The sequence below is a fragment of the Nostoc sp. genome (genome assembly GCF_036917465.1).
In the GTDB taxonomy this organism is placed as follows: domain Bacteria; phylum Cyanobacteriota; class Cyanobacteriia; order Cyanobacteriales; family Nostocaceae; genus Nostoc.
Genome location: NZ_JBALDL010000077.1, coordinates 51,936 through 74,025, shown reverse-complemented (window position 1 = coordinate 74,025; position 22,090 = coordinate 51,936). Strand labels below are relative to the sequence as shown.

The following is a 22,090-nucleotide window of genomic DNA, read 5'->3' as shown; positions in this document are numbered from 1 at the left end:
TTTATATAATATGACACCATCGGTTGCAGATAAAACTCCAATTCCAACCAAAGTCTGGAGGCGACATACCGATCCACCAGGTTTGTGGATTTCTGTCGTTATAGGTTCAGTCTCTCTGCACTTGCTGGCATTCTGGCTGATGCGCTCATCTCAGTTTAGCCGTTTGTGGCACCAGCCAAATCAAACCACTATTCCAATTGAAGTTGTGGAGATTTATTCTGAGACAAAACCAAAAACAAGAAAAGTTGCGTCTGAACCAAAACCAGTCTCGCCCAAGGAATCATCCAGAATTCAAAAGGTACAACCAGTAAAATTACCAAAGCAAGTAGTTCTAAAAGATAAGTTAACAGCAAAACCTGCACTTAGCGGTCAAGATAGAAGTGCGATCGCATTGACAAATAATAAAAATGCGAGCGCTCAACAACTTCAACGTCAACAAGAAGCTCAACAACGTCAACGTCAACAAGAAGCTCAACAACGTCAACTTCAACAAGAAGCTCAACAACGTCAACTTCAACAAGAACTTACTCAACAACGTCAACTTCAACAAGAACTTACTCAACAACGTCAACGTCAACAAGAAGCTCAACAACGTCAACGTCAACAAGAAGCTCAACAACGTCAACGTCAGCAAGAAGCTCAACAACGTCAACTTCAACAAGAAGCTCAACAACGTCAACGTCAACAAGAAGCTCAACAAAATGGTTCACCCCTACAGGAACCACGCACTCAAACAGGATACGCTCCACGAACTGAAAATGGCGGAACTACTGCACAAACTCATACAGGAGGAGGAGTAACAGTTAGCTGGATTCCTTTAACTCCATCTCAACAGATGATATTAATGAAAGCTGATTTACCGAAGGATATCAAACTACCTGAACTTGCACAAAGCACAAAACAAGATTCTACAATTGCAATCCAACAAGACCTTGGACTGAAGACGGGGAATTTTTTATTTAGTTTAATCATTGAGGCAAATGGCGTATGTTCAAAGGCTGTATTATTGCCCGATCAGAATATATCACCGGACGAAAAGGGCATATATGAGCAATTCGCCTTTGAGGAAGTTTGTCAAAAAAATAAATTTAACCCTGCCTACGAACTCGCCGATGAGACAAAAAAACAAGCGAGCAACCTACTTGTAAGGTTTAAAATCCAACCTGCTCATTCCAATTAGATACTTGAGTTTTTCTAAAAGCTATGTTATACTTAAAAAGTTGGAAACTTGCGGGTGTAGTTTAGTGGTAAAACTATAGCCTTCCAAGCTATTAATGCGGGTTCGATTCCCGCCACCCGCTTAAAAAAAACTTTTAAATCCGCTAGTGCAGCACGGTGTAGGTAACACCTAATATTTTAAGTAGACAATTCTGGGATAGGTATCGTACCCCACCCAGTTAATGCTTTTGTTGATCAATAAACAGCGATAATTGCTCAAGCGATGCCTGCGGCGGGCTACGCCTACGCTAATCTTGGCAAACAAATAAAAAACTAGAGGAATATCGCACAGCTTTAACTTCCGAGTATCCCTCATGGCTATAACATCAAGAGTGTGTAATATTTATCTACTTATCCAAATCTGCCGCTAACGTAATCTTTGGTATCTTGCTGCTGAGGATTGTTGAAAATTAATTCTGTTGCGTCGTACTCTACCATGTAGCCGTTACGACCTCCCGTTTCTGTAGTCTTGACATTAAAAAAGGCTGTCTTATCAGAAACCCGCGCTGCTTGCTGCATATTATGGGTAACGATAACAATGGTATATTGCTCTTTAAGTTGGTGAATTAGTTCTTCAACCCGCAACGTGGAAATAGGGTCGAGAGCGGAGCAAGGTTCATCCATTAAGATAATTTCAGGTTGGACTGCGATCGCACGCGCAATACATAATCTTTGTTGTTGTCCCCCAGATAAAGAGGAACCACTTTGTCGTAGTTTATCTTTTACTTCGTCCCACAAAGCTGCTTGCCGCAAACTCCGTTCTACTAATTCATCCATATTACCTTTGTAGCCGTTGATTTTGGCTCCAAAAGCAATATTGTCATAAATTGATTTTGGAAAAGGGTTTGGTCTTTGAAACACCATCCCAATTCTCCGACGCACTTCTACAGGATCAATGTCGGATGCATACAAGTTTTTATCGTAAAAAAGTATTTGACCTTCTGCGCGGAATGATTCAATTAAGTCATTGAGGCGGTTATAGCATCGTAACAACGTACTTTTACCACAACCAGAAGGGCCGATAAAGGCTGTCACCTGATTTTTTGGTATATCTAGCCAAATATTTTGCAAGGCTAAAAATTTGCCGTAGTAAACGTTGAGGTTTTCGGTGCGTAAAACGGTTTGAGTATCGTTGACTGTGCTAATATTGTTAGCCATAAATTAAATGTAGTATTAGTTTTAGCGATATAAATCCGCTATGTAGATGGTATTTAACTAAGCTTTCTGGCGAGTTGCCCAGCGAGCGATGATACTTGTGATTAGAACCATCAATACCAAAATCAAAGATGCTGCCCAAGCTAGTGATTGCCAATTTTTAAACGGAGAAATGGCATATTTGTAAACCAAAACAGCAAGGGAAGCTGTGGGTTCAAATAAGCTACCAGGCCAAAAATTGGAAAACAGCGCGGTAAATAGTAAAGGTGCGGTTTCTCCAGATGCTCTGGCGATCGCTAGCGTTGCCCCTGTTACAATTGCAGGTAAGGCTGCTGGCAACACTACTTGACTTACTGTTTGAAAGTTAGTTGCTCCTAACCCCACAGATGCTTGTCGCAAATCTTGCGATACTAACTGCAAGGCTTCATCAGTGGTTCGGACAATGATTGGCAACATCAAAATTGCCAGTGCAAACCCTCCACCGAGAGCAGAGTATGATCCTAAGTTTAACTTCACCAGTGTCAAAACCACAATCCCGTATGCAAATACCCCAGCAATAATTGAGGGCACTCCACTCAGGACGTTGGCTGCAAAACGTACCCATCTTGCAACTTTAGCCGAGCTAAATTCTGTGATATAAATCGCCGCTAAAACACCAAAAGGGATACTAATAAAGGCAGCAATTCCTACCATTAATAGTGTGCCCAAGATTGCATTACCAAAACCCCCTCCCTTTTGTAAAGCTTTGGGTGGCAGTTCAAAAAAGATGCTAGGATTCAAACTGCTAAAACCTTGAATAATGACGTAAGAAAGCACTGCTAGCAAAGGCACAAGTGCCAATACCCCACAGATAAATGCAGCCACAGTCATTACAGTATTAAACAGTGTCCTTTGAGACATGGGAGCGCGAATTAAACTACGCTCTGGAAAACTAGAAGTCATAATTCAACCCAAAACTTAAGCTATATTCGCTTGACTCTCATAACGATAAACTCGGCCATGATATTGACTACCAAGGTCAAGAAGAATAGAACTAAAGCAGCGTACATTAAAGCCGAAACTTGCAACCCACTAGCTTCTGAAAATTGATTCGCCAGTAGCGAAGAAATCGTATTGCCTGGTGCTAACAGTGAGATACTAATGTTGTTGGAATTACCAATCAACATGGTTACAGCCATTGTTTCTCCCATTGCCCGACCGAGTGCCAACATCACAGCACTAACTATCCCTGAAAAAGCGGCCGGAATCAGAATTTGCAAAATCGTTTCCCAACGGGTTGCTCCTAATCCTACGGCAGCTTGGCGCAAACTGGGGGGTATAGAAATTAAGGCATCGCGTGATAGGGCTGTGATAATGGGCAAAGTCATAATTGCTAATATGACTCCCGCCGGTAACATTCCTGGCCCTGTAGGGGAGGTGCTAAAAAATGGTATCCAGCCAAAATAACTATTGAGCCATTTTCCCAAGTTAGTTATGATAGGCACTAAAACGAAAATACCCCATACGCCGTAGACAACGCTGGGAATAGCTGCAAGTAGTTCTACCGCAAAAACTAGTACCAACTTCACTTTAGCGGGTAAAAAATCCTCGCTGAGGATAATAGCTGTACCAACCCCAATCGGTACAGCTATCAGTAAACCAATAAAAGAACTCAAGAGAGTTCCATAAATTTGAGGTAGCACCCCGTAGGTATCATTAACTGGGTTCCAAGTGGTGTTAGCTAAAAAGCTAGCACCAAATTTTTGGATGGCAGGCCAAGAAGCAGTTGCAACCTGAAAGCCGATCCATAATAAAGTGGCAGCAACCCCAAAGGCGAAAATTTTAGTTAGCCAAATAAAACCCCGATCTAGGGACTTTTCTACATCAGAGCGATTTTTTGTCGCTGATGAAAGATTTTGAGAATTTGTAGTCATGACTACCGACTTTCACAATTAAATCAGAGGAAGATACGAGAGGCAACCATCTCAACAAAATTGTTGCCTCATGAGTTTAGTAAGCAGCCTAAAAATTATTGTCTAGGAATGCTTTATTTCTTAGCTGAAGCTACTTGGTGGCGCTAGTACTACTAGCAACAGATATTTTATACTCTGGACTAATTTGATCCGCAGCAGCAGCCACCTTTGTGATGACGTTTTGGGGTAGAGGAACATACCCTAATGTCGTAGCCTGTTTTTGTCCCTCAGTTAAAGCGTATTCGATCGCAGCTTCAACTGCCTTAGCTTTTGCCGGATTGGAATATTTTTTGTAAGCCAAAATCCAGGTATAAGTGACGATGGGATAGGAATCAGCCCCTTCTGGATCGGAAATGAAGACACGGAGATCGGGAGGTAGAGTTACTGATGCCAGAGTTTTAGAGGCTGACTCTTCACTAGCTACAATAAATTTACCGCCTTTGTTTTCCAAAGCAGCAAACTTGAGACTATTTTGTTTGGCATAGCCGTACTCGACATAACCAATAGAACCTTGTGTTTGTTGGATTTGGGCGGTAATACCCTCATTTCCCTTAGCACCAACTCCCGTAGGCCAGTTAACAGTTTTGCCTTCACCAACTTTAGTTTTCCACTCTGGGCTAATAGCGCTGAGGTGTTTTGTAAACACACCTGTTGTTCCGCTACCATCTGAACGATAAACAACTGTGATTTTATCTTTAGGAAACTTTGCACCTGGGTTAGCTTTGGCAATTTGGGGATCGTCCCAAGAGGTGATTTTGCCTAGTAGAATATCAGCGTAAACGGCTCGTGGTAGTTTAAGTTCTGGAACATCTGGCAAGTTGTAAGCTAGCACGATGCTACCAGCAGTTACAGGCAGTAAAATAACGCCCTTATCGGCTGGCACTTTCTGGATTTCTTCATCCTTCATAGCAACATCGCTGGCACCAAAGTCTACAGTGCCTTTAATAAATTGCTCAACTCCAGCACCGCTACCAACTGAGGCATAGTCAACTTGCAGATTTGGATATTTTTTATTTAGATCGGTAAACCATGTATCATATAGTGGCGCTGGGAAAGATGCACCAGCCCCGCTTAACTTGATATTTCCACCCAAATCTAATTTGGTTGTGCTGGAAGCAGTGGTATCTGTAGCAGTCCCAGAGGGTGTCTCCTTGGTGGCTGTACTATCTGGGTTTTGCTGTCCGCCACATGCAGCTAGACTGATTGTCAGTGCTAACACTGAAACTGAAGCTGTGAGGCGATGAATTTTTATTACACTAAGAGGTGAGGGCATCGCTATCAATAGTTTGGGTAACTTTTCAGGTGAGCGCTTCTAAGAATACCCATAAAAGATGAAGATTAAGGTAAAGGATAGGTTAATAAAGCAAAAAATGCTTGTTTTTTTTTGATGAAGAACAAACACTCATTTCTACTTTTGCTTGATAGAATTTCTAATCCTGCTTTTGTCAGATGATTACAAATAGTACAACAGGAAGTTAGTTACAGATATTTACAAAACTCTATTATTTAGAGTAACTTTGTTGGTCAAGTAATGAAAAATATATAGAAAACTGACAAGGTGTGCTATTATCAAAAGCTTATATAAATTTGGAAACTTATGAAAGTTCTTGCTTATAGGTCTAAGCAGGCTTAAAGTCATAACAAAACAATCTAAGTTTAGAGAAAGTAGAAGAAAAACCATTAATTGCCTATTTTATGGAGAGTAGGCAGTGCGATCGCTAAAAAATTGTGAATTAAGGAACTATCTTTGACAATTTGTAGCATAAATTTGGTGCTGAATCTAAAAAACTCAGTTCAAATACTAAATTTTGCTAACCTTACCATGTATTAGGTCAAATACCAGAATCAGCCTACGCTTGAATCAATAAAATTACAGCTATAGATACCTAAGCCATAATTCGCAGAACTGAAAAGTTATATACCAAAAACGCAAAAAAAAATATGCTAATTGTTAGAGGTGTCAGCACTAATTTTATTTCAATAGCAATGAACATAATAGTTGCTGTTGGTTTGCTATTTTGCCTTTCCCTGGTTTCCTGATAAATGTTTGCTGCTTCCAATCAATTACTATGGTCAATGATTGGCTTACTCCTAACAATGGGTGGCACCTTCCTAGAAGCTTATGGCATCACCTTTCCTTGGAATTGGAGTAAGCACGGAATTCAGACTTTTCCTTTAGGTGTCACTTTTCAAATTGGCGCAGTACTGTTAGTGGGTTGTTTAGGGGGCAAAAATGCCGGTGCGCTCTCGCAAATTGCCTATTTAGTGATGGGGTTAACCTTATTACCTGTATTTGCCGATGGTGGGGGTATTGGTTATCTTAAGCTATCTCAGTTTGGCTATCTACTAGGCTTTATTCCTGGAGCCTGGATTTGTGGCTTAGTTGCCTTTAAAGCTAGACCTCGACTAGAAACTCTCGCCTTTAGTTGCATTTGTGGCTTGTTAACTCTGCATCTATGCGGTATTAGTTATTTGATTATTAGCTATATTTTTCAGTGGAAAGGCACAGAAAATCTATCTTTGATGCAAGCAATCCTTAGATACTCTTGGTTTGCACTACCAGGGCAATTAAGTGTGGTCTGTGCCGTTACTGTAATAGCATATATATTGCGTCACTTAATGTTTTATTAGTCATTAAGGGACTAGAGACTAGGGCTAGAAATCTAAAATTCTTCTCATCCCTAGTCCCTAGTCCGTAGTCCCTAGTCCCTAGCCCCTAGTTTCATGCGTTTAAAAAACCGCCTTTTCTGGATTGCTGCCTTCATAGCTTTTTTCTTAGACCAAATAACAAAATATTGGGTGGTGCAAACCTTCAACTTAGGGCAAACACTACCACTCTTAACTGGAATATTTCACTTTACCTATGTCACCAACACTGGTGCCGCTTTTAGTCTTTTAAGTGGGAAAGTAGAGTGGTTGCGTTGGCTATCTTTAGGAGTGAGTTTGGTCTTAATAGCGTTGGCCTTGTTTGGCCCAACATTAAATTTGTGGGATCAGTTCGGCTATGGCTTAATTTTAGGCGGAGCTATGGGGAACGGTATCGATCGCTTTATTTTAGGCCATGTCGTTGATTTTCTTGATTTTCGCCTGATTAGCTTCCCTGTTTTTAATGTCGCAGATTCATTTATTAGTATTGGTATTGTTTGCCTGTTAATTGCTTCCTTTCAAAAAACACCAACTTCTACTAGTAAGTTCGATTAAAGTATTAAGCCTGGGATGATTTAATCATCCCAGGCTATTGATTACTGGTTACTGAAACCATTGTTCAGTCTTATATGCGAAGACTTGATCTATGGATTCCAGAGATTTGGATTTTTATCCTACACCAGTTAGCATAACTGGTGTAGAAAGTCAAGATGCACCGACGATCGGCGATCGCAAATTAGTATTGAGATCGTGTCCAGCTTTTAATTTAATTACCTGTGCTAGGAGTAGATGGAGTAGATGGAGTAGATGGAGTGGGAGAGTTGGCACCTGGTTCTGTAGGATTGCCAGGTTCAGATGGGGTAACAGTTCCTGGTGCTGGAGTTAAGTTGCTAGGAGCGCCAGGCTCAGATGGGGCAACAGTTCCTGGTGCTGGAGTTAAGTTGCTAGGAGCGCCAGGTTCAGATGGGGTAACAGTTCCTGGTGCTGGAGTTAAGTTGCTAGGAGCGCCAGGTTGAGATGGGGTAGGAGTTCCTGGTGCTGGAGCGCCTTCAGGAGTTCCAGTTTCAGGGGGGGTAGGAGTTCCTGGTGCTGGAGCGCTATCAGGAGTTCCAGTTCCAGGTGGTGTTTCTGATGGTACTTTAGTACTACCAGGAGGAGTACTAGGTGGTGTTTCTGCTGGTGCTGGAGTGCCACCAGGAGCGCTAGGAGTGAGTGCTGTGCCGCCAGGACAGCGAGAGTTGAGCGGGAAATACTCGCACAGTATTTTCATGCCTTGTGGCGACATCTTGATTTCCGTTGGTGCACTTGTAGATTCGCTACCGGTGGATTGTGCTATGGGGGATTTACTGGATTCGGCTACAGCAATGTTAGCAGTCAGCGCCAAAGATAGAGCTGTACCAATCATGGTCAGAGATTTTCCCATCATTTCTAAAATTAACCTCAACGGACACTCGGCCTATTTAAACAGACAATAAGATTTAGAAAATCTTCCTAAATGAATATATTTAGGTTTGTTTCAGAATATATGGATATGTAAAAGTGGTAAAAATTAAATATTTTATTTATTAATAACTAGTGTTTATAAATACAAATTTAAATATCTATGCTTGTAGTTATTAAAGTAGTATTAGGAGAGAAAACAAGCCTTTGAGAATCGATAAAAAATTTTAAGAATCTGTAGGAAAGTGATAAAAATAACCAGTTAGCTCAGAATACTAAGAAAGTTTAAGTATAAATTAGAGTAAAAAGTTCCGTATAGCTAATTTATGCTTTGGCTTATGAGTAAAATGATGAAAGACTAATATCTAAATTGATCGTAATTCGCCCGATTCTTCACTAAAAAGTGTGATGTAAATAGCCGATGAGTTCTCCCCAACCCCCTCACAAGCCACAAACGTTAATTGGTCAACTGACTCAAGCAGTCCATACTATCCAAGCTAGGGTTGATTTTTCCAAGCTGGCGCTCAAGCCTAATGCCAAAGTACCGGAACTCTGGGTGCAGGATGCGGGGGCGGATAAAGCAGAGGTATATCCACTGTTGGGCGATCGCTATATTCTCGGTCGTAGCTCCAAATCCAGCGATATCGTCGTCCGTAACCCTGTTGTCAGCCAAATTCACCTATCCCTATCGCGGAATTCTACTCATAGCACACCAGTTTTCGTCATCAAAGACGAAAACTCCACCAATGGCATTTACCGTGGCAAGCGTCGTGTTAATTCCCTAGAACTACGTCACGGCGATATTTTGACTCTGGGCCCCCCAGAACTCGCCGCTTCTGTGCGATTGCAATACGTCGATCCGCCAGCCTGGTATGTCAAAGCTGCAAGTTGGACAGCTTATGGTGTCGGTGGTGTCAGCGCCTTGTTCGCATTAGTGATTGGCGTAGAATGGCTGAAATTTCCAGTTAGACCCTTGCCTACAGCTACACGCGCTCCAGTAGTTGTTTACGCTCGTGATGGAGCCACCCCACTAAGAGAGCCTCGAACTATCTCTCATGTGGATATGAAGCGTTTAGAGGAATTTGGCCCTTATTTAGCATCTGCTGTAGTAGCTTCAGAAGATAGTCGTTATTACTGGCACTTTGGGGTTGACCCTTTAGGTATTTTACGAGCCGTGTTAATTAATAGCCGTAGTGGAGATGTGCAGCAAGGAGCCAGCACTGTTACACAGCAAGTTGCCCGCAGTTTGTTCCGGGAGTATGTAGGCAGACAGGATACCCTTGGACGCAAATTACGGGAAGCAGTTGTCGCACTGAAGCTAGAAACGTTTTACAGCAAAGACGACATTTTGCTGATGTACTTAAATCGGGTTTTTTTAGGGGGAGATACCTCTGGCTTTGAAGATGCAGCCAGGTATTACTTTGAGAAGCCGGCTAAAGAATTAACTTTGGCAGAAGCAGCTACTTTGGTGGGAATTTTACCTGCTCCCAACGCATTCGATTTTTGTGGGAATGGGCCAAATAAGCTAGAAGCATCTGAATACAGGAATCGCGTAATTAAGCGGTTGCTGGAAATGGGCAAAATTAAACCTGAAGATGCGAACCGAGCTAGACGTTCCACTGTTCAAGTTAGTCCTAAAGTTTGTGAACAGCAAGCTAAGACGATCGCTCCTTATTTTTACAGTTACGTCTTCTCTGAACTTGAATCAATCTTAGGTGAGGGAGCCGCAAACGAAGGGAATTATATCATTGAAACCCAGCTTGATCCAGCGACACAGAGCCAAGCAGAATCGGCGTTGCGGAATTCAGTCAACAATAGTGGTGGAAGTTTTAATTTTTCTCAAGGGGCGGTGGTAACTCTTGACTCCAGTACAGGTGGCATCCTGGCAATGGTAGGCGGAACTGATTACAAAAAAAGTCAGTTCAATCGTGCTGTTCAAGCTAAAAGACAACCAGGCTCCACCTTTAAAATCTTTGCTTACACCGCCGCTATTCAACAGGGAATTTCACCATCTAAGAGTTATTCCTGCGCTCCTTTAACTTGGCAAGGATTCACTTACAAACCCTGTCGTTCAGGTGCTGGCAGTTTAGATATCGCCACCGGACTTGCTCTTTCAGAAAATCCTATCGCCTTGGGTGTTGCCAAAGAAATTGGGTTGAATAAAGTAGTGGCGATGGCTCAGAATTTGGGAATCAAGTCAAACCTCGATCAGGTTCCTGGCTTGGTGCTGGGACAAAGTGTGGTCAATGTCTTGGAAATGACTGGTGCTTTTGGCGCTATTGGTAATGGTGGTGTACGGAATCCTCCCCATGCAATTAACCGAATTTTAGACAGTGGTGATTGCCGCGATCGCAATGATATCAAAACCTGCCGTGTGATCTACTCCTTCGACCAAGACCCAGATGCCAATAAACGAGTTTTACCAACAGGTGTAGCCGATGAGATGACTAGTTTAATGCGTGGTGTCATCACCAGAGGTACCGGTCGTAGTGCTGCCATTGGACTAGGAGAAGCTGGTAAAACAGGCACAACTGATAAAAACGTTGACCTGTGGTTCATAGGTTTTATCCCAAGCCGGCGGCTTGTAACTGGTGTTTGGTTGGGAAACGACAACAATTCCCCCACATCTGGTAGCAGCGCTCAAGCCGCTCAGTTATGGGGAAATTATATGCGGCGGATTACGCGATAAATGGGAATTGGGAATTGGGAATTGGGAATTGGGAATTGGGCATTGGGCATTGGGCATTGAGAATTGGCCATTGGGAACTATTCAATAAACGATCAATGGGCTTTTGTGAGAAGACCTGATTTTGAGGACTTAGAAGTTTATCATCTCGCTGAAAAGCTAGCTAATGAAATTTGGCATATTGTTAAAGGATGGGACAATTTGACTAAAGATACACTGGGCAAGCAAATTGTTCGATCTGCTGATAGTGTTTGTGCGAACATCGCAGAAGGTAGAGGTAGATACAACGACTAAGAGAATCGACGTTTTGTCAAGATTGCGAGAGGGTCTTTGTATGAAACTATCAGTTGGTTGAGGTTAGCCTACGCCAGACAGTTATTGATAAAAGAACAAATAAGCAGATTTAAACCAATTATTGATGAACTGTTACCAAGCTTAATGCTTATCTAAAATCCATAGGCAATAGGCAATAGGCAATAAGCAATAGAAACTTAATTCTCTCCCCAATGCCCCATGCCCATTCCCAATTCCCAATTACTGATATCCCTTCCAAGGCGTAACTTCCAGGTTGCCGTTAGGCTTGAATATTACTTGAAAGTGGGCGAGAGGTTCTTTATCGTTGGGGGCTGCTACATTGGAGCCGTAGATAGCGTTGAACATTTTCGGAAGAGGTGTTTCCCTAAAATAGTCAAAGGCAACTTGGTTGAGTGGTTCATAGTCAGCAATTACAGCGTCTTTGTTGACTGCTACCCGATATTTCAAATCTCGCGTAAAGGTGGGTTTGCCACTCCAAGTTTGCCGAACTGTACTATAAAGCTTTTGGTTTAAATTTTTGACTATATTAGAGTCGGTAATTTTTGTACCCACTACCTCTGGCGTTCTAGCATATCCCCGCCAAGGGCTAACTTGCAGTACTCCTTGCGTAGTAAAGACTACTCGAAATTGGGCGATCGGTTCATTGGAAATGGGAGGGCGGGTAGCTGGATTGTAAAGTACGTTAGGCAGAGGAGTTTTACCTACTTCTAGATTCGCCTCTTTATTCACCGCTTTATAACCAACGATCGCACCATCCGCAGCTACACCCAGACGATAAATCAAATCTTGTTGCAATCCTGAGCGATTAGCCCAAGCTGGATGAACTTGGTTATAAACTTGACGATTCAATGCACGCAACTGGGATGGATCGGTAATTTCTGGAACTGTATTTAAAAGTGCTTCTAAATCTTTAACTGTCGTCGGCTTTGTATTAGTTGTAGGCGTTAGTGTAGGCGTTTCAGCAGCGATGGGTGTTGCAGCAGCTGATGCTGGAGGAGCGATATTGTTTGTTGTAGAGCTACTTTGCTCATCTGTTTTTGGCTGCGGTGGACGCAGTTGGGGAGGTGGAATCAAGTTAAAGGCGATCGCAGCGACTGCTAAACTTGACACACCCACAGCAGCAGGTACAGCTTGTCTAACCAAAGCTTGACTAGCACCGCCATAGCGTCTGGTAACTGGTTGTAATTCTAGAGAAAGTTCAGGTAAAGTTTGGGTATCAGCAAAAAACTGATCCACTGCTTCGACTAAATCAAACAACTGTACCGTATTCAAATCTATTTCAATCGGCGGATGTTTGGAATTGTTAGAGCGATCAAACCCCTCTGGAGTTCCTTCGGAATGGATAATTAATCTGTGTCGGTTGCTATCAACTTTCCGAAACTCTACTAGCTCCGATTCCTGGTTGTGTGCTTGGGGATTAGGTACACTACTTAAAAATTCTTGGGCATAGCCACTAACAGCCCTCACCAAACTTTCAAAAAATTCCCGCCCTCCAGTTAGGGGCTGATTATAACCAGATAAATAGCATTCTGCATTTACCAATATTGATAATTCCGGGCGCATTTCCTGGAACTGTGCAGCCCTAGTGACATCACTTAAGCCTTCTAAAAGCAGTGTACAATTGGGTAGACTGTACTTACGTTGAATATTCATTCCACTTCACCGTCAAAAAGACTAATCCAGAATCGCTGCATTCCAGCTGTACCAGTACAAAATAGTAATTGTCCTAACAAATTTATAGCTAGCTCATCTAATTTTTCATCTGAAGTTAATGCTAGTACACCAGAACGTCGAGTATTCATCCGGCTCTTAAAATGCGCTCTAAACCGCTCTAGATAATTAGATAGACGCAAATTCTGTTCTAGTGGAATCTGCTTTTCTTCCATTTGTTGACATATCATTAATAACTGGCGAATGACAACAGTTAAACGCCGCGCTATGTAGCAAGCAATGACTACCAGAGCTTTTGCTTCCATGATAGTTAAGGGACGGCGGATATGCGCTCTCCGTAGCGGATTAGAGCTACGCATCCGCCATAAATTCACCCTGTCTTTAACAATTCCTTTGAGATCCAACTCTTGAGCAAAACTTAAGATTGCTTCCGAACCACCAAGCTCTAAAGCTTCAATTGCCAATAAAATCAGGTCAATTTGCAACCGTGTTCTTCGAGGACAAGTCTTGGAAGCGATCGCAGGATCTGGCAAAGTGTCCAGAATCGTCGGCAGTGAATCTTGAGTTGGACTGTTGAACGGCGTTAAACTTGCTGAGACATTCATTCTATAAAATACCTTGTGCGGTTCTAACAGACTAGATAAAACAAATTTAATATCGATAGCCAAGACTTGAGCGTTAGACTTGTAGCAGTAGCATGACTACCTGATATATACATTACTTAACTCTTTCTACTCACAGTTTTCCCTATATTGAAATCAAACTTTTAAAAACATAAATCAATTCACCTCATTTCTTAGTGCAGTACCTTTTCTAGCTTGGTTTAGATTCTAATTATCGTCAATAAAGCGCGAAGCTTCAGCCCCGACCCCCAGCGTATGACATTATAGTGTACGATTTTTCAGGTATCTGAAAATTGGGCATTGGGCATTTGGCATTGGGCATTGGTCAATAATCAATACTTCTTTTTTCCATACTTACCCTACTCCTCTTCTTCCCATTCCCCATTCCCCATTCCCTTTTTATGGATTTAAAGTCTCTCGTTCGTGACATTCCAGATTTTCCCAAACCCGGAATTTTATTTCGGGATATTACTACATTACTGCGCGATCCAGAGGGATTACGCTATACTATTGACTTTTTAACACAAAAATGTAATGAAGCTGAAATAAAGCCAGATTACGTAATTGGTATAGAGTCGAGGGGATTTATTTTTGGCTCACCTCTGGCTTATAAATTAGGGGCTGGTTTTATTCCCATCCGCAAAAGAGGTAAGTTACCAGCAGCAGTTCACTCAATTGAATACGATCTAGAATATGGTACTGACTGCCTGGAAATTCATCAAGATGCTTTACATCACGGTAGCCGAGTTTTGATTGTGGACGATTTGATTGCCACGGGTGGAACTGCGAGTGCAACAGCAAAGTTAGTACAGAAGATTAGCTGCGAATTAGTAGGATTTGGGTTTATTATCGAGCTACGGGATTTAGAAGGGCGTAAATATCTGCCGGACGTGCCGATTATCTCTTTAATCGAATATTAGTTATTTGTCATTGGTCATTAGTCATTGGTCATTAGCAAAGGACAAATAACAAATAACAAAGGACAAAGGACAAATGACATCTACGAGAATTTCCTTGGAGACAGGGCGGGATTGGCTAATTAGGCTAGTCACGGACGAAACTTTTATTTATGTGGCAAAGCGGGTATTGCAGGCACTACTGACTTTGTTTTTGGCATCAGCGTTGTCGTTTTTCATTATCCAACTCGCTCCAGGGGATTATGTAGATACGCTGCGGCAAAACCCGAAAATATCTCCAGAAAGAATTGAGGAAATAAAGCGGCAGTTTGGTCTGGATAAGTCTTGGCCAGAGCAGTTTTGGCTATGGATATGGCGAATCTTGACAAAAGGTGATTTTGGCACGAGTTTTATTTATCAACGTTCAGTGGCATCGCTGTTGTGGGAACGCGTACCAGCGACTTTATTATTAGCGATCGCATCTTTAATTGTCACATGGGCGATCGCTATCCCTCTAGGAATTTTTGCTGCTGTTAACCAAAATAAGCTAGCAGACCGGATTTTACAGGTTATTAGCTATGCCGGACAAGGTTTTCCCAGTTTCATCACTGCCTTAGCACTACTGGTTTTAGCCCAAATCACCTCGCCCTTATTCCCCGTGGGTAGCATGACTAGCATTAATCACTCAGAACTAACGTGGTTTGGCAAAATCTTAGATGTCGGCTGGCACATGATTTTACCTACGATCGCCCTCTCAATTACTAGTTTTGCTGGTTTACAACGCATCACTCGCGGCGAATTATTGGATGTTTTGCGGCAAGATTACATCCAAACGGCTCGTGCCAAAGGATTACCAGAAAATCGTGTAATCTACGTTCACGCTCTCCGCAATGCGATAAATCCCTTGATTACCTTGTTGGGTTTTGAATTAGCTGGTTTATTAAACGGTGCTTTCATTGCCGAATTTTTCTTCAACTGGCCCGGTTTAGGGAGATTGACTTTACAGGCTTTACAGGCTCAAGATTTATATTTGTTAATGGCAAGCTTGGTAATGGGCGCAGTGTTGCTGATTGCTGGTAATTTAATCGCCGATTTAATGTTAAAAGCCGCCGATCCACGCATTCGCCTAGAAAATCTCAATTAGTCATTAGTCATTTGTCATTAGTCATTTGTCATTGGTTTAATCCCACTCTCCCCATCCCTATCTCCATGTTGTCCGAAGTCTATTACTTGGTGCGCTCAAAAACTGACGGAAATTATCTCATAGCTCGTCCTGACACCGAAACATCAGGTTATTTATTGCTGTTCCAGGAAAACTTTGATGCCCTTAGCTACCTCAATACCCATGCGGCAGAATTGGCAAATCGTTTTACTGTGGAATCTATTGCGCGTACACAGTTAGGAAACTTGCTCAAACGCTGGGGTTTTAGCGGTGTGGGTATTGTGACTGATCCGTTATTGCCAAAGATTGAGTTTTTACAGCACAGTTAAGCTGTACTTTCGATTTTTTAATTGGATATCGGTGATAAATGTTGGGTTTCGTTTCTCAATTGGCGAGGGGAGCGATCGCATTAATTATTTCCAATACTTCCATCCCACATGATGGTGCGATCAAGAATAGTATCATTGACATCACCATCAGTACTACCCGTCAAGTTAGCATAGCTGAGGTTAGCCCCATCAAAAATAGCAGCCTCCAACTTGGCGTAGGAGAGATCAGCCCCAATCAACAGAGCATTCTCCAAAGAGGCGCTATACAGGTCAGCCCTATTTAGGTCAGCACCACTGAGATTAGCCCCACTCAGATCCGCACTCAGATAACTATCACTTAGATTAGCCTGTCTGAGATCAGTATTAATCATTTCAGTAGCCTCGAAGTGAGTACCTACCAAACAAGCCCCACAGAGGTTAGCATCCCTTAGGTTTGCACCATCCAAGTAAGCTCTACTCAGATTAATACCCCGCAAGTCGGTTCTACTCAAGTTAGCGTTACTCAAATCAACCCCAGTAAAATCTCTATCTCCAGCAGCATAACGTCTGAGTAATTCCTCAGCATCCATACCTCAATTCCGCATTAATTAATATATTAAAAGATAGCGCACTCACCTTCACCGATCGCTTGCTATTTTGTTAAGCAAAGAGAGATGCGATCGCACAAGTAAAATCAGGCAATATGGGTGAGTTCAACTCATCACCATTGAACAAGGTAGCAACTAACTTTAAACTCGCTTGTTCGCGTCGATAAACTTCCACCTGTTGGTTGCGCCAATCCACAATCCAATATTCTCTAACACCTCTTGCTGAGTAAAGCTTTAGTTTAAATTCCCTGTCACGCTTTTCGTTTTCAATCCCAGCAGACAGTACCTCTATTACCAGTTCTGGCGCACCAGTCAAATGCCCCGCCTCGTCTAAAAGTAGGGACAATCTTTGATTACTAACCCAGACAACATCAGGAATCACATTATCATTATCGCCAAAGATTAAGCCTGGAGCAGGTACAACTTGTCCCAAAGAAGTAGCTTGTGACCAGATATCCAATGGAGCCATAATTCTCACACAGACTTTTTGATGATTCCAGTGAGGCGCTCTGGTCACAAACAATTCTCCGTCAATAATTTCATAGCGATTCCCGTTATCTGGAAACAACTCTAAATCGGCGGTAGTCCAGCGCACTCTCTCAGATATCGGCTGGTTCATAAACCATCTTTATTAAGGATTTACTTATTTTAGCCTGAGTGAAAATGGGGCATTAGTTAGGAGTTAGGAATTATTCACGCCTTTCTCCTCCTAACTCCCTCATCTCCCTAATGCTCCCAGCGTCTACACCACTACCTTTTCTAAACTCAACTTAGAACGCTTCACTGGCTCAGGAATCGCTACGGGATAATCTCCAGTAAAGCAAGCAGAGCAGAAACTATTGGTGTCTTCTCTTGTCGCTTCTAGCATTCCTTCCCAACTCAGATAGGCGAGGCTATCTACTTCCAGTTGCTTGGCAATTTCCGCTACTGACTTGGTAGCAGCAATCAGCTGATCCTGAGAATCGGTATCAATGCCATAGAAGCAGGGGTGAGTTACTGGCGGAGAGGAGATTCGCATGTGTACTTCCACTGCACCCGCTTCACGCAAGGTTTTGACTAGTTTACGGCTGGTAGTACCGCGAACAATAGAGTCATCAACAATAATTACTCGTTTACCCGCCAACACATCTTTAAGTGGGTTAAGTTTCATGCGGATACCTGACTCGCGCATGGTTTGGGTTGGCTGAATAAAAGTTCGTCCAACATAGCGATTTTTAATCAGTCCTTCGGCGTAAGCTACACCAGAAGCTTGGGAAAATCCGATCGCAGCAGGGATACCAGAATCAGGAACACCAAAGACTATATCGGCATCAACACAAGATTCTTTAGCTAGTTTATGTCCTAACCGCATCCGATAGCTGTACAAACTCTCGTTGTGCATGATGCTATCAGGGCGGGCAAAGTAAATCATCTCAAAAATACACAATTTCCTTTGAGGCTGTTGACTCCAATGATAGGAAGCCAAACCTTCTTCAGTAATCCAAACTAATTCGCCTGGTTCTACATCTCGCAGGTATTCCGCTCCAATGATGTCTAAACCACAAGTCTCAGATGCCAAAACGTAACGAACTGGATTACCGGCTAAAGTCCCAATTACCAGGGGACGAATACCATTGGTGTCACGGACACCCATAACTCCGTTAGGAGTGCCAATAACTAAACTAAAGGCTCCTTGGCAACGGTGAAATGCCTGAATTGAACCTTCTAGCCAATCTGCACCAGCGTTGACGGCTTCTGCGATCGCAAAAGCAATCATTTCTGAGTCTGTTGTGGTAACTAAGTTGTATTTTTTCTCAAGCAACTCTTGACGCAGTTGCACTGTATTGACTAAATTACCATTGTGTGCAAGAGCTAATGAACCTAAACGAGTTTCCAGAACTGCGGGTTGGGCATTAACTTTGCGGCTAGAACCTGTGGTGGAATAACGAGTGTGACCAACAGCAAGGCTACCAGGTAATTGATCCAAAACGGATTCATTGAAGACTTGAGACACTAAGCCCATATCTTTGTGGAGATGGACTTGTGTTCCCTCAAAAGTAGCAATTCCAGCTGATTCTTGACCCCGATGCTGGAGGGCGTACAATCCAAAGTAGGTCAGTTTAGCAACGTTTTCTTTTGGTGCGTAGATGCCAAAAACACCACAAGCTTCTTCTGGCTTGTCAGGCTGATTTTCATGACTATTGATTGGGTTGTTGGTAGGGTCGGGGTATTCATCCGAAGTGACAGAATGAATAGAGGTCATGCTAGCTTTGCTCCTGGTGGGGGGGTCAAGTCAAAATAATTCGTAATTGATAATTCATAATTCGTAATTATTACCCCATGATTGCAGGGATTTAGCATTGCTAAATCCTTACAAGGCTTGAAATAGGGCGCTACGAGCTTTTGTGTTTTCATTCACCAATCAAGGAGCTTGTATGCTTCAATTACGAATTACGAATTACGAATTAGTTAGTCACAGGGATTATGTGTATAGATTGTTATTGATTTCTTAATAAATCTTTAACCATCTATTAAAACAGTACCGTAATTATGCCCAGAGACGCTAAAAGTTCTGAGTGATTAGTGGTGATTTCTGAGTGAAGTTTAAATACTCAGGACTCAGAAATAGTGGTGTGGGTGGTGAGCCGCCTGACGATCGCATGGAAATAGCGATCGCTCATATCTTCGATACTAACTTTGATTAAGACCTGATTATCAGTGGTGAAAACCCCCAAACCCGTCTCAAAATTGCCAACTGTACCTAGTAATTGCCACTGTTGACCGAGATGTTCCTGTAAGTATGATTCCCAAATTGCTTGGTGTGTCGATGTTACAGAAACTATAATCCTGGCACCACCTTCGGCAAACAGCACCTCATCCACTCGGTTTAACTGGGTTGGTGTTATTTCTAAATTGATTTCGGCACCAAGGTTGCCAGCGATACAACATTCTGCTAATGCGATCGCTACTCCCCCCTCAGCAGAATCATGGGCTGAACGTATCCAACCATTACGAATTCCTTCACGACAAACTTTTTGGACGCGGCGTTCCAAGTCAAAATCTACCCGTGGCGGTTTTCCAGCAACAGTCCCGTGGATAGCGGCTAAATACTCAGATGCTCCCAAACTGATTTTGGATGCCAGAGGCAATCCGAGAAGATAAATAACATCGCCGGATTCTTGCCAACCTTGTCCACAAATTTTGGTGATATCGGGAATCAAGCCCACCATGCCCACTACAGGAGTGGGATAAATAGGTTGTGGAATGCCTTGAGAATCGAGAGTTTCATTGTACAAAGAGACATTTCCACCTGTGACTGGTGTTGCCAATTCTCGGCAACCTTCTGCCAAACCGCGACAAGCTTCTGCTAATTGCCAATAACCAATCGGTTTTTCTGGAGAGCCAAAATTTAGGTTATCCGTCACTGCTAGAGGTTCTGCACCCACACAACTAAGATTGCGTGCAGCTTCTGCCACCACTGCCTTAGCTCCCTCGTAAGGGTCAAGATAAACATAACGAGGATTGCAATCTACTGTTGCCGCCACCCCTAATTTTAGATTTGGGATTTTAGATTTTAGATTGGGGATTTCTTCAAGGGGGCGCAAACGGATAACAGCTGCATCAGCGCCACCTGGTAGTATTACTGTATTATTTTGTACTTGATGGTCATACTGACGATATACCCAGTTTTTAGATGCGATCGTGGGTGTATCGAGCAAAGTTAACAGAATATCATTCCAACTTTGCCCGCCTTCTTGCAGTTCTATTCCAGTAGTTGTGCAAGGAGGTAAGGAATCAGGTGTCCATTCCCAAGCTTGACGTGCATATTCTGGCGGTTCTGTCAACAATTCCCGATTATATAGTGGGGTATTCTCCGCCAAAGCCTCAGCAGGAATTTCTGCTGCGACTTCACCCTGAAAGAGAATCCGCACAATGGGTTCAGCGATAACAGTACCAGCGACAACGGCTTGAAGTCCCCAACGGTGGAAAATATCGATTAACTCCTGCTCACGCCCCTTGTGGGCAACAAACAGCATTCGTTCTTGAGATTCTGAAAGCAGATATTCATAAGGAACCATCCCCATTTCTCTTGCAGGAATCTTATCTAAATCTAGTTCAATTCCCACACCGCCTTTTGCCGCCATCTCTGATGTAGAACAGGTGATACCGGCTGCTCCCATATCTTGGGCGGCGACAACCGCACCCGTCTTAAATGCCTCCAGACAAGCTTCAATTAAAGACTTTTCCAAAAATGGATCGCCCACTTGCACTGCGGGGCGATTGTCTATTGAGCGATCGCTCAATTCTGCACTGGCAAAACTTGCACCTCCCATACCGTCGCGCCCGGTGGTGGAACCAACATACAGCACCGGGTTTCCTAAGCCAGATGCCCCAGATTTGACGATTTCTGATGTTTCCATCAACCCTAGTGCCATAACATTCACCAGGGGATTACCAGAATAAGCCGGATCAAAGTAAACTTCACCGCCAATGGTGGGTACGCCAACGCAATTTCCATAATGTGAAATCCCCGCCACTACCCCTTGGAACAGCCTTTGAGTTTTGGCATCTTCTAGGGAACCGAAGCGTAGGGAATTTAATAGAGCAATGGGACGCGCACCCATTGTAAAAATATCTCTGAGAATACCGCCTACTCCCGTTGCTGCACCTTGAAATGGTTCTACAGCTGAGGGGTGGTTGTGCGATTCAATCTTAAAAGCTAGTTGGAGTCCGTCACCCAAATCTACAACACCAGCATTTTCACCGGGGCCCACGAGGATGCGGGGCCCCTCAGTAGGAAATTGTTTGAGTAGAGGTCGAGAATTTTTGTAACAGCAATGCTCTGACCACATTACCCCAAACATTCCTAATTCAGCTTTGTTGGGTTCACGCCCTAATCGACGGACAATTTCTGCGTATTCTTCTGGCTTCAAACCTTCAGCAGCGATTTCTTGGGGAGAAAAGGGAGTAGGAGATGTGGCGGTCATGGAAATAATGCACCAATTGTACAGAGCATTATTCTACCGATTTAGTTGCTCTGTAGGTGTAGTTATAGAAATGCAGATAACTCTTTTTTGAATATTTCTTTCTGAACTATTTGACTAACCAAGTTATGAGCTTGCTCTTGCGTTCAGTTTAAACTGTAGCGGTTTAAGCGATTTAAGCGATCGCTCAACCACAAATGACGTTTACTGGTGAGTTACTTTACCCTACAATAGTTAAAAAAGCTTCTGCGATTGGTTTTCCCCAATAAAAAACCATCCTTTCATTGATGGTAATAAACCCATTGATCGCCCTGCAATGAAAGTTTTCTATTGTTGAATGATTTTGAAATGAACGCGGGGATGGATGAACAAGAGTAAGTAAGTCGGCGTAAATAAGTATCGTTTGGATAAGGCAGGGAGCAGGGGGAAAAGGGTTTGAGCCTTAT

General features: G+C 42.8%; 18 protein-coding genes, 1 tRNA gene and 1 pseudogene. 9 read left to right on the top strand and 11 right to left on the bottom strand.

The features are described 5' to 3' along the window. Positions 1 to 10 precede the first annotated feature (10 nt). Together V7K38_RS18750 and V7K38_RS18745 are read left to right on the top strand one after the other, a co-directional pair. Positions 11 to 1,180, top strand: coding sequence for a hypothetical protein (locus V7K38_RS18750; RefSeq protein ID WP_334859900.1), 1,170 nt, complete (start codon positions 11 to 13; stop codon positions 1,178 to 1,180). A gap of 50 nt (positions 1,181 to 1,230) precedes the next feature. Next, positions 1,231 to 1,301, top strand: a tRNA-Gly gene (locus V7K38_RS18745). Between the two features lie 268 nt (positions 1,302 to 1,569). On the opposite strand, the gene pstB is transcribed toward V7K38_RS18745, so the two are convergent. The 4 genes from pstB to pstS form a co-directional block, all read right to left on the bottom strand. After that, positions 1,570 to 2,376, bottom strand: coding sequence for a phosphate ABC transporter ATP-binding protein PstB (pstB, locus tag V7K38_RS18740; protein ID WP_334859899.1), 807 nt, complete (start codon positions 2,374 to 2,376; stop codon positions 1,570 to 1,572). A 57-nt stretch (positions 2,377 to 2,433) separates the two neighbouring features. Next, positions 2,434 to 3,315 carry a phosphate ABC transporter permease PstA gene (gene pstA / locus V7K38_RS18735; protein ID WP_334859898.1) on the bottom strand — a complete coding sequence of 294 codons (882 nt, stop codon included), beginning with the start codon at positions 3,313 to 3,315 and terminating at the stop codon, positions 2,434 to 2,436. A gap of 20 nt (positions 3,316 to 3,335) precedes the next feature. Then, complete coding sequence (gene pstC / locus V7K38_RS18730; RefSeq protein WP_334859897.1) at positions 3,336 to 4,286, bottom strand: phosphate ABC transporter permease subunit PstC; 951 nt, start codon at positions 4,284 to 4,286, stop codon at positions 3,336 to 3,338. Positions 4,287 to 4,416: 130 nt separating this feature from the next. After that, positions 4,417 to 5,598 (bottom strand): phosphate ABC transporter substrate-binding protein PstS, encoded by a 1,182-nt coding sequence (pstS, locus tag V7K38_RS18725; protein WP_334859896.1) that lies wholly within the window; start codon positions 5,596 to 5,598, stop codon positions 4,417 to 4,419. 770 nt (positions 5,599 to 6,368) lie between these two features. On the opposite strand from pstS, the gene V7K38_RS18720 reads away from it, so the two are divergent. After that, positions 6,369 to 6,956 carry a biotin transporter BioY gene (locus tag V7K38_RS18720; protein ID WP_334859895.1) on the top strand — a complete coding sequence of 196 codons (588 nt, stop codon included), beginning with the start codon at positions 6,369 to 6,371 and terminating at the stop codon, positions 6,954 to 6,956. A 93-nt stretch (positions 6,957 to 7,049) separates the two neighbouring features. Then, positions 7,050 to 7,526 carry a signal peptidase II gene (gene lspA / locus V7K38_RS18715; RefSeq protein WP_334859894.1) on the top strand — a complete coding sequence of 159 codons (477 nt, stop codon included), beginning with the start codon at positions 7,050 to 7,052 and terminating at the stop codon, positions 7,524 to 7,526. A 211-nt stretch (positions 7,527 to 7,737) separates the two neighbouring features. Here the strand turns inward: lspA and V7K38_RS18710 are convergent, their stop codons facing one another. Next, positions 7,738 to 8,397: a hypothetical protein gene (locus V7K38_RS18710; protein ID WP_334859893.1), complete on the bottom strand. Its 660-nt coding sequence runs from the start codon at positions 8,395 to 8,397 to the stop codon at positions 7,738 to 7,740. Between the two features lie 435 nt (positions 8,398 to 8,832). Between V7K38_RS18710 and V7K38_RS18705 the strand changes: the two genes are divergently transcribed. Together V7K38_RS18705 and V7K38_RS18700 are read left to right on the top strand one after the other, a co-directional pair. Next, complete coding sequence (locus V7K38_RS18705; RefSeq protein WP_334859892.1) at positions 8,833 to 11,100, top strand: transglycosylase domain-containing protein; 2,268 nt, start codon at positions 8,833 to 8,835, stop codon at positions 11,098 to 11,100. A 105-nt stretch (positions 11,101 to 11,205) separates the two neighbouring features. Further along, positions 11,206 to 11,547, top strand: a pseudogene (locus tag V7K38_RS18700) (four helix bundle protein). An 84-nt stretch (positions 11,548 to 11,631) separates the two neighbouring features. On the opposite strand, the gene V7K38_RS18695 reads toward V7K38_RS18700, so the two are convergent. After that, entirely contained in the window at positions 11,632 to 13,065 is a 1,434-nt protein-coding gene (locus tag V7K38_RS18695; protein WP_334859890.1) for a DUF4335 domain-containing protein, read from the bottom strand. After that, entirely contained in the window at positions 13,062 to 13,688 is a 627-nt protein-coding gene (locus V7K38_RS18690; protein WP_334859889.1) for a DUF3038 domain-containing protein, read from the bottom strand. The genes V7K38_RS18695 and V7K38_RS18690 overlap by 4 nt, the downstream gene beginning before the upstream one ends. A gap of 419 nt (positions 13,689 to 14,107) precedes the next feature. Here V7K38_RS18690 and V7K38_RS18685 point away from each other — a divergent pair, with 419 nt between their 5' ends. The 3 genes from V7K38_RS18685 to V7K38_RS18675 all read left to right on the top strand — a co-directional run bounded on the left by V7K38_RS18685 (position 14,108) and on the right by V7K38_RS18675 (position 16,093). After that, positions 14,108 to 14,626 (top strand): adenine phosphoribosyltransferase, encoded by a 519-nt coding sequence (locus V7K38_RS18685; RefSeq protein ID WP_334859888.1) that lies wholly within the window; start codon positions 14,108 to 14,110, stop codon positions 14,624 to 14,626. A 73-nt stretch (positions 14,627 to 14,699) separates the two neighbouring features. Beyond that, entirely contained in the window at positions 14,700 to 15,746 is a 1,047-nt protein-coding gene (locus V7K38_RS18680) for an ABC transporter permease (RefSeq protein WP_334859887.1), read from the top strand. 65 nt (positions 15,747 to 15,811) lie between these two features. Continuing rightward, complete coding sequence (locus tag V7K38_RS18675) at positions 15,812 to 16,093, top strand: hypothetical protein (RefSeq protein WP_292700271.1); 282 nt, start codon at positions 15,812 to 15,814, stop codon at positions 16,091 to 16,093. Positions 16,094 to 16,173: 80 nt separating this feature from the next. Here V7K38_RS18675 and V7K38_RS18670 read toward each other — a convergent pair whose 3' ends face one another. The 4 genes from V7K38_RS18670 to purL all read right to left on the bottom strand — a co-directional run bounded on the left by V7K38_RS18670 (position 16,174) and on the right by purL (position 21,647). After that, the gene (locus tag V7K38_RS18670) at positions 16,174 to 16,662 is read right to left on the bottom strand and encodes a pentapeptide repeat-containing protein (protein WP_334859886.1); all 489 of its coding nucleotides are present in this window, start codon (positions 16,660 to 16,662) and stop codon (positions 16,174 to 16,176) included. Positions 16,663 to 16,732: 70 nt separating this feature from the next. After that, entirely contained in the window at positions 16,733 to 17,299 is a 567-nt protein-coding gene (locus V7K38_RS18665; RefSeq protein ID WP_334859885.1) for a Uma2 family endonuclease, read from the bottom strand. A gap of 123 nt (positions 17,300 to 17,422) precedes the next feature. Beyond that, a complete protein-coding gene (gene purF / locus V7K38_RS18660) occupies positions 17,423 to 18,922 on the bottom strand; it encodes an amidophosphoribosyltransferase (protein WP_334859884.1) in 1,500 nt (499 codons plus the stop codon). Positions 18,923 to 19,271: 349 nt separating this feature from the next. Then, complete coding sequence (purL, locus tag V7K38_RS18655) at positions 19,272 to 21,647, bottom strand: phosphoribosylformylglycinamidine synthase subunit PurL (protein WP_334859883.1); 2,376 nt, start codon at positions 21,645 to 21,647, stop codon at positions 19,272 to 19,274. Between the last annotated feature and the right edge of the window lie 443 nt (positions 21,648 to 22,090).